The following is a 6862-nucleotide window of genomic DNA, read 5'->3' on the forward strand; positions in this document are numbered from 1 at the left end:
TGAGTTCTCAAGGAACGGTCGCTTCCTTTGTACTCACCCTCTCGGGCTTTCCTCCGGGCTTCCCTTCGGTCTTGCGTTTCCGACTCTATCAGATCCTTTCGGCGTCCGATTCCCGGTCGGCGGGATTGTCTCTGGCTTTCCGGCTTTCGCCCGTCGGCCTTTCGACATTCACTACGTTAGCCGATTCCCGCCGGGACTCATAATCGAGTTCCGCGGGTCCGAATTCGGGCATGCGGGCATGCCGAAATCGACCCCGTCAGGGGAAGTCGCAGGTAGTGGGTGGCCGCTCCCGGCTGCTGGCGATCGCCGTACCCGGTTCAAGCGGCTCGGGCTACATTACGCACCTTCCAGGGACGCGTCAACTTGAGCGGCGCCTCGGCACATGGGCCCTATAGGGGCTCACGGTGGGGTCGTTGGCGACCCAGTAGCGCCAGGGGTGGACGTCGCCGTCGCCTCCCTCGCCGGCGACTCCGGTGCGCGGGCCGTTGCGCACCTGGTCGGAGGGGACGGGGCTGCCGGTCAGTATCCGCAGCGGGGTCTCGCCGACGGCACACGCGTCCGTGCCGTCCAGGGCCCGGTCGACGCCCAGGGCCGTGGCCAGGCGGGCCGGTCCTTTGGCCAGTTCTCTGTCGTTTCGGGCCGAAAGTCGACGTTTGCGAGCGAGTTCGACCCCCTCGACGATCTCGCCGGCGCGGAGCAGGACCGCGCACGCGGTGCCCTCGGGACCGCAGACGAGGTTCATGCAGAACCACATGCCGTAGGTGAAGTAGACGTACACGTGTCCGGGCGGACCGAACATGACGTCGTTGCGGGGGGTGCGGCCGCGATAGGCGTGCGAGCCCGGGTCGTTCGGGCCGTCGTACGCCTCCACCTCTGTGAGGCGCACCGCGATCGGACCCTCCTGGGTGGTGCGGACGAGGATACGGCCGAGCAGGTCGGGGGCGACGTCCAGCACGGGGCGGTCGAAGAAGCTCCTGGGGAGTGGCGTACGGTCCGGGGGCGCGATCATGGCGTCCGAGCGTAGTCCAGGCCGAGGACGCCAAGGGCTGGTCAAGGATTCGTCTGCTTGCCAGGGTGTGGACCGGAACCGGTCGTGGCCGGATCGCGTTTGTAGGGATCAAGGGTCCGTACGTAGTAGGCAGTCGTAGGTAGAGGAGAGTCATGGGGTTCAAGAAGCTGCTCGCGAGCCTGGGGGCCGGCGGGGCGTCCGTGGAGACGGTGCTCACCGAGGAGAACGTCGTACCGGGCGGTGTCGTCCAGGGCGAGGTGCGGATCCAGGGCGGCTCGGTGAACCAGGAGATCCAGGGGCTGTCCGTGGGTCTGCAGGCCCGGGTCGAGGTGGAGAGCGGCGACGAGGAGTACAAGCAGAACATCGTCTTCGGCAAGGTGCGGCTCGGCGGTGCCTTCGAGCTACAGGCCGGGGCCGTGCACGCGGTGCCGTTCGGGCTGGAGATCCCGTGGGAGACCCCCGTCACGATGATCGACGGGCAGGCGCTCCGCGGGATGCACATCGGGGTGACCACGGAGCTGGAGATCGCGCGTGCCGTCGACTCCGGGGATCTGGACCCGATCAACGTGCATCCGCTGCCCGCGCAGAAGGCGATCCTGGACGCCTTCATCCAGCTGGGCTTCCGCTTCAAGAACGCGGACCTGGAGAAGGGGCACATCCGGGGGACGCGGCAGACGCTGCCGTTCTACCAGGAGGTCGAGTTCCACCCGCCGTCCCAGTACCGGGGGCTGAACCAGGTCGAGCTGAGCTTCGTGACGGACGCGCACGCCATGGACGTCGTCCTCGAAATGGACAAGAAGCCGGGGCTGTTCAGCGAGGGCAGTGACACCTTCCGTTCCTTCCAGGTGGGTCTGCACGACTTCCACGGGACCGACTGGGCGGCTTACCTCAACCAGTGGCTGTCCGAGGTCGGCAGCAAGCGCAACTGGTTCTAGGCTCGGGAATCGCGGATTCCGTGACGGGTTCCGTAGTCGATCAGTATCGATCAGGAGGTACCGAGGTGACCGAGCTCAAGCGGCGGCCGCTCCCCCATGATTTCCATCCGCCCGTCCCTTCCTTCACGGTGACGAGCGAGGACATCGAGGAAGGGGCGACGCTCAAGGACGCTCAGGTCTACGCCAAGGGCAACACCTCGCCGCAGTTGCGGTGGGAGGGCTTCCCGGCCGGGACCAAGAGCTTCGCCGTGACCTGTTACGACCCGGACGCCCCGACGGGCAGCGGTTTCTGGCACTGGGTCGTGTTCGACATCCCGGCCTCGGTGACCGAGTTGCCGGCGGGTGCGGGCAGCGGCAAGTTCGAGGGGCTGCCCGAGGGCGCCGTGCAGGTGCGCAACGACTACGGGTCGAAGGACTTCGGCGGTGCCGCGCCGCCGCCCGGGGACGGGCCGCACCGGTACGTCTTCACTGTGTACGCGGTGGACCAGGAGAAGCTCGGTCCGGACGCCGATGTGTCGCCCGCCGTCGTGGGGTTCAACCTGCGGTTCCACGCGATCGCGCGTGCGCAGCTCATCGGGGAGTACGAGAACCCCGAGCAGGGCTGACACCGCGCGCGAAATCAGCTGAGCGTTCATTGAACGTTTGCCCGCCTCTGGTCATGGAAGTGATCAGAGGCGGGCAGTTTTTATTGCGTTGTCCATCTCGGCGCGCCCGTCCAGAGTTGATCCAAGCCCGCCGGGGGTGGGCAGGCGCACATGGGAGGTGGGCTGGATGCGTGACACGCTGGTGCTGAACGCGAGCTTCGAGCCGCTGTCTACGGTGACGTTGAACCGCGCTGTCGTCCTGGTGCTCCAGGACAAGGCCGTCGTCGAGCAGGCCCACCCCGAACTGCGTATGCGCGGTGCGGATGTGGACATACCTGCGCCTCGGGTGATCAGGCTCTGCAGGTATGTACGGGTGCCGTTCCGGAGACAGGCGCCCTGGTCGAGGCGGGGGGTGCTGGTCAGGGACCGGCACCGGTGCGCGTACTGCGGGCGGCGGGCGACGACCGTCGACCATGTGGTGCCTCGGGCCCAGGGCGGTCAGGACTCTTGGCTGAACACGGTGGCCTCGTGCGCGGAGGACAACCACCGGAAGGCGGACCGGACGCCGGAGCAGGCGGGGATGCCGTTGCTTCGCAAGCCGTTCGAGCCTTCGCCGCAGGATGCGATGCTCTTGGCCATGGGGGCCGAGGATCTGGCGGCGTTGCCTGAGTGGCTTTCGGGGGATGTGGCCGCCTAGTCGTCTGCCTGGCCGGACCCCGTCGGCTGCGGCCGCGTTGTGGCTTGTCGCGCCCACGCGGCGGAGCCGCAAATCAAACAGAGCCCCGCGCCCCCAGAAGAAGGTGGGCGCGGGGAACGTTTGTCTGAAGGCGCCGCTAGTCGATGTTCGGCTTCTCGCGGCGCTCCTGGGCCGGGATGTTGCCGCCGCCGTTGGAACCGCCGCCCAGGGGGCCGAAGTTGCCCATCGCGCCGGAGAGGCCCTTGAGGGCGTCGCCGATCTCGCTGGGGACGATCCAGAGTTTGTTGGCGTCGCCCTCGGCGATCTTCGGGAGCATCTGGAGGTACTGGTAGGAGAGGAGTTTCTGGTCCGGGTCGCCGGCGTGGATCGCCTCGAAGACCGTGCGGACCGCCTGGGCCTCGCCCTCGGCGCGCAGGGCGGCCGCCTTGGCCTCACCTTCGGCGCGCAGGATCTGGGACTGCTTCTCGCCCTCGGCGGTGAGGATGGCGGCCTGGCGCGTACCTTCGGCGGTGAGGATCGCGGCGCGCTTGTCCCGGTCGGCGCGCATCTGCTTCTCCATCGAGTCCTGGATGGAGGTCGGCGGCTCGATGGCCTTGAGTTCGACGCGGTTGACGCGGATGCCCCACTTGCCGGTGGCCTCGTCCAGGACGCCGCGCAGGGCCGCGTTGATCTCCTCGCGGGAGGTGAGGGTGCGCTCCAGGTCCATGCCACCGATGATGTTGCGGAGCGTGGTGACGGTGAGCTGCTCGATGGCCTGGATGTAGCTGGCGACCTCGTAGGTGGCCGCGCGGGCGTCCGTCACCTGGTAGTAGATGACGGTGTCGATGTTCACGACCAGGTTGTCCTGGGTGATCACCGGCTGCGGCGGGAACGGTACGACCTGTTCACGCAGGTCGATGCGGTTGCGGATGGTGTCGATGAACGGGACCACGATGTTCAGGCCCGCGTTCAGGGTCCGCGTGTAGCGGCCGAAGCGCTCGACGATGGCGGCGCTCGCCTGTGGGATGACTTGGATCGTCTTGATCAGGGCGATGAAGACCAACACCACCAGAATGACCAGGACGATGATGACCGGTTCCATCGTCGCTCCCCGTACCCTTCTCCGCCTCGGCGCTTCGGCAGATCTTATGGTTGTTGAAGATCTTGCTGGATGAGTCTGACAGACGCACGCGCAACTCGGGGACTCTTCTGTTCAGTTGAGTCTTTCGAGGTCAGATGACAATCGCGGTGGCCCCCTCGATCTCCACGACGTCCACTTCCTGGCCCACCTCGTAGGCGCGATCCGGGTGGAGGGCGCGCGCCGACCAGATCTCGCCGGCGAGCTTGATCCGTCCGTCCGCGCCGCCGTCGACGCGTTCGAGTACGACGGCCTGTCTGCCCTTCAACGCGTCCACGCCGGTGGCGAGTTGCGGGCGCTGGGCGGCGTGCCGGTTCGCGATGGGCCGTACCACGGCGATCAGCGCGACCGAGACGACGACGAAGACGATCACCTGGAGCACGACGCCCGCGCCGAGCCCGGCGGTACCGGCGGCGACCACGGCGCCGGCCGCGAACATGCCGAACTCCGGCATCGCGGTCACCACGAGCGGAATCCCGAGCGCCGCCGCGACGACGAGCCACCACACCCATGCGTCGATGCTGTTCACACAGCCATGGTAGGGCCGGGGGGCCGACCCCGACAGTGCGCTGTGCCGAGTGAGGAAGCGTCAGCCGCGGTCAGGACAGGGGCAGTCCGTGGGCGGTCCACCGGTCGCCGAGCTGTTCGACGACGAGCGGGAGGCCGAAGCAGAGGGAGAGGTTGCGGGAGGTGAGTTCGAGCTCCAGCGGGCCGGCGGTGAGAACCTTGCCCTGGCGGATCATCAGGACGTGGGTGAAGCCGGGGGCGATCTCCTCGACATGGTGGGTGACCATGATCATGGAGGGGGCGATCGGGTCGCGGGCGAGGCGGCCGAGGCGGCGGACGAGGTCCTCGCGACCGCCGAGGTCGAGTCCGGCGGCGGGTTCGTCGAGGAGGAGCAGTTCGGGGTCGGTCATGAGGGCGCGGGCGATCAGGGTGCGCTTGCGCTCGCCCTCGGAGAGGGTGCCGAACTTCCGGTCGACGTACTCGGTCATGCCGAGGCGGTCGAGGAAGGCGCGGGCGCGCTGCTCGTCGACCTCGTCGTACTCCTCCTGCCAGTGGGCGGTCATGCCGTAGGCGGCGGTGAGCACGGTCTCCAGGACGGTCTGGCGCTTGGGGAGCTTCTCGGCCATGGCGATGCCGGCCATGCCGATGCGCGGGCGCAGGTCGAAGACGTCGACCCTGCCGAGGGTGTCGCCGAGGATGGTGGCGGTGCCCTTGCTGGGGAAGAGGTAGCTGGAGGCGACGTTGAGGAGGGTGGTCTTGCCGGCGCCGTTGGGGCCCAGGATGACCCAGCGCTCGCCCTCCTTCACCGACCAGGAGACCTGGTCCACCAGAGCCCGGCCCTCCCGGACCACGGATACGTCCTGAAGCTCCAGAACATCGCTCATGAGCGCGTTGTCTCCCCTTGCAGTGTCGCCGTTCTCGGCTGTCGCGTACGCCTGTGGGCCGGGCGGCGGCGCCGGTGGGCGCGGCCCTTATGAAATCTACGCCACGAGTGCGGCGGTCCATTCCATCGGTCCGGTCCTTAGGGTGGACGCATGCTCTCGGAACCGCGTTCAGGACGCCTCGCAGCTTGGGGAAATGCCCTTTTGGCCGGACTTGCCTCTCCGGACGACGCCGTGCTCGCCATCGTCGGCGAGGACGCGGTGCATCGCGTCGAGGGGCTGCCGGGCGAGTCCGCGCCGGTCGGCCTCACGCTGGCGCTGGGTCGGCTGCGGGCGCTCGGGGCGACCGGGCTGCGGGTCGCGCTGCCGGCGCCGGGGCATCCGCTGGGGCTGAGCGGGCCGCCGGAGTTCAACGCGCGGGCGCTGGAGGCCGAGGAGGCGGTGATCTGTCACGGTGCCGCGTTCGGACTGGTGCCGGAGGTGTCCGAGGCAGGGCCCGCCGGCGACGTCCATGTCGAGGTGGTCTGGCATGTGCTGCCGGTGCGGGAGGCGCCGCCGGCCGACGTGCCGTCGCTCGGTGAGGCGGAGCGGGAGCTGGCGGAGGCGCTGCGGGACGCGACCGACGTCCTGGCGAAGCTGGACGTCGCGGGGTCGGGGCCGGTGGCGGAGGCGGCGATCGACGCGTACCGGGCGCGGGCGGAGCCGGGCCGGGAGGTGCTGGCCCCGGGGTATCCGCCGCGGGCGGTGCGGGTGCTGGAGCTGGCCCAGCGGGTGGGGCTGCTGGTCTCGCTGGCCTATGAGAACGGGCACGGCGGGGCGGTGAGCGCCTCGGAGATGGCGGCGCGGTCGCTGGCGCTGCGGCCGGTGGAGCGGACGGCGCGGCGGGCGCAGGTCGCGGCGTACAACTCCGTTGTGGAGGAGCGTGAGCGGGGACGCTGAGCGCTGGGCCGTGCCGTGCCGCGACGTGGCATGAGATCTCGTCGGCCGGCTGCGGCGCCGTGGTGGCTGGTCGCGCAGTCCCTCCCCCAGCCTTCGGCCGGGGGGGCTTCGACCGGATCAACCGTCCCGAGCAGCTGATCCCCTCGGCTCTCGCCGCGATGCGGGTCCTCACCGACCCCGTCGAGACCGGCGC

8 protein-coding genes are annotated in these 6862 nt (G+C 69.0%); 4 read left to right on the forward strand and 4 right to left on the reverse strand.

Annotation, left to right across the window (positions count from 1 at the left end):
- Positions 1-358 precede the first annotated feature (358 nt).
- Entirely contained in the window at positions 359-1009 is a 651-nt protein-coding gene (locus AB0M11_RS40875) for a DNA-3-methyladenine glycosylase (RefSeq protein ID WP_365713978.1), read from the reverse strand.
- Positions 1010-1161: 152 nt separating this feature from the next.
- On the opposite strand from AB0M11_RS40875, the gene AB0M11_RS40880 reads away from it, so the two are divergent.
- The 3 genes from AB0M11_RS40880 (at position 1162) to AB0M11_RS40890 (ending at position 3225) form a co-directional block, all read left to right on the forward strand.
- Positions 1162-1944, forward strand: coding sequence for a sporulation protein (locus AB0M11_RS40880; protein ID WP_365713980.1), 783 nt, complete (start codon positions 1162-1164; stop codon positions 1942-1944).
- Positions 1945-2009: 65 nt separating this feature from the next.
- Positions 2010-2549: a YbhB/YbcL family Raf kinase inhibitor-like protein gene (locus tag AB0M11_RS40885; RefSeq protein ID WP_365713982.1), complete on the forward strand. Its 540-nt coding sequence runs from the start codon at positions 2010-2012 to the stop codon at positions 2547-2549.
- Between the two features lie 166 nt (positions 2550-2715).
- Positions 2716-3225 (forward strand): HNH endonuclease, encoded by a 510-nt coding sequence (locus AB0M11_RS40890; RefSeq protein WP_351329136.1) that lies wholly within the window; start codon positions 2716-2718, stop codon positions 3223-3225.
- A 136-nt stretch (positions 3226-3361) separates the two neighbouring features.
- On the opposite strand, the gene AB0M11_RS40895 is transcribed toward AB0M11_RS40890, so the two are convergent.
- The 3 genes from AB0M11_RS40895 to AB0M11_RS40905 all read right to left on the reverse strand — a co-directional run bounded on the left by AB0M11_RS40895 (position 3362) and on the right by AB0M11_RS40905 (position 5733).
- Positions 3362-4306 carry an SPFH domain-containing protein gene (locus AB0M11_RS40895; protein ID WP_365713985.1) on the reverse strand — a complete coding sequence of 315 codons (945 nt, stop codon included), beginning with the start codon at positions 4304-4306 and terminating at the stop codon, positions 3362-3364.
- Positions 4307-4436: 130 nt separating this feature from the next.
- A complete protein-coding gene (locus AB0M11_RS40900) occupies positions 4437-4871 on the reverse strand; it encodes an NfeD family protein (protein WP_365713987.1) in 435 nt (144 codons plus the stop codon).
- Between the two features lie 70 nt (positions 4872-4941).
- Positions 4942-5733, reverse strand: a complete 792-nt coding sequence (locus AB0M11_RS40905; protein ID WP_365713989.1) for an ABC transporter ATP-binding protein — start codon at positions 5731-5733, stop codon at positions 4942-4944.
- Between the two features lie 150 nt (positions 5734-5883).
- Between AB0M11_RS40905 and AB0M11_RS40910 the strand changes: the two genes are divergently transcribed.
- Complete coding sequence (locus AB0M11_RS40910) at positions 5884-6669, forward strand: hypothetical protein (protein WP_365713991.1); 786 nt, start codon at positions 5884-5886, stop codon at positions 6667-6669.
- The last annotated feature ends 193 nt before the right edge of the window (positions 6670-6862 follow it).

This window comes from Streptomyces sp. NPDC051987 (assembly GCF_040680735.1).
Classification (GTDB): domain Bacteria; phylum Actinomycetota; class Actinomycetes; order Streptomycetales; family Streptomycetaceae; genus Streptomyces.

Excerpts from the sequence above, each read along its gene's own strand:
- AB0M11_RS40875 (WP_365713978.1), bottom strand. The coding sequence starts at position 1,009 with ATGATCGCGCCCCCGGACCGTACGCCACTCCCCAGGAGCTTCTTCGAC.
- AB0M11_RS40880 (WP_365713980.1), top strand. The coding sequence starts at position 1,162 with ATGGGGTTCAAGAAGCTGCTCGCGAGCCTGGGGGCCGGCGGGGCGTCC.
- AB0M11_RS40890 (WP_351329136.1), top strand. The coding sequence starts at position 2,716 with ATGCGTGACACGCTGGTGCTGAACGCGAGCTTCGAGCCGCTGTCTACG.
- AB0M11_RS40895 (WP_365713985.1), bottom strand. The coding sequence starts at position 4,306 with ATGGAACCGGTCATCATCGTCCTGGTCATTCTGGTGGTGTTGGTCTTC.
- AB0M11_RS40905 (WP_365713989.1), bottom strand. The coding sequence starts at position 5,733 with ATGAGCGATGTTCTGGAGCTTCAGGACGTATCCGTGGTCCGGGAGGGC.
- AB0M11_RS40910 (WP_365713991.1), top strand. The coding sequence starts at position 5,884 with ATGCTCTCGGAACCGCGTTCAGGACGCCTCGCAGCTTGGGGAAATGCC.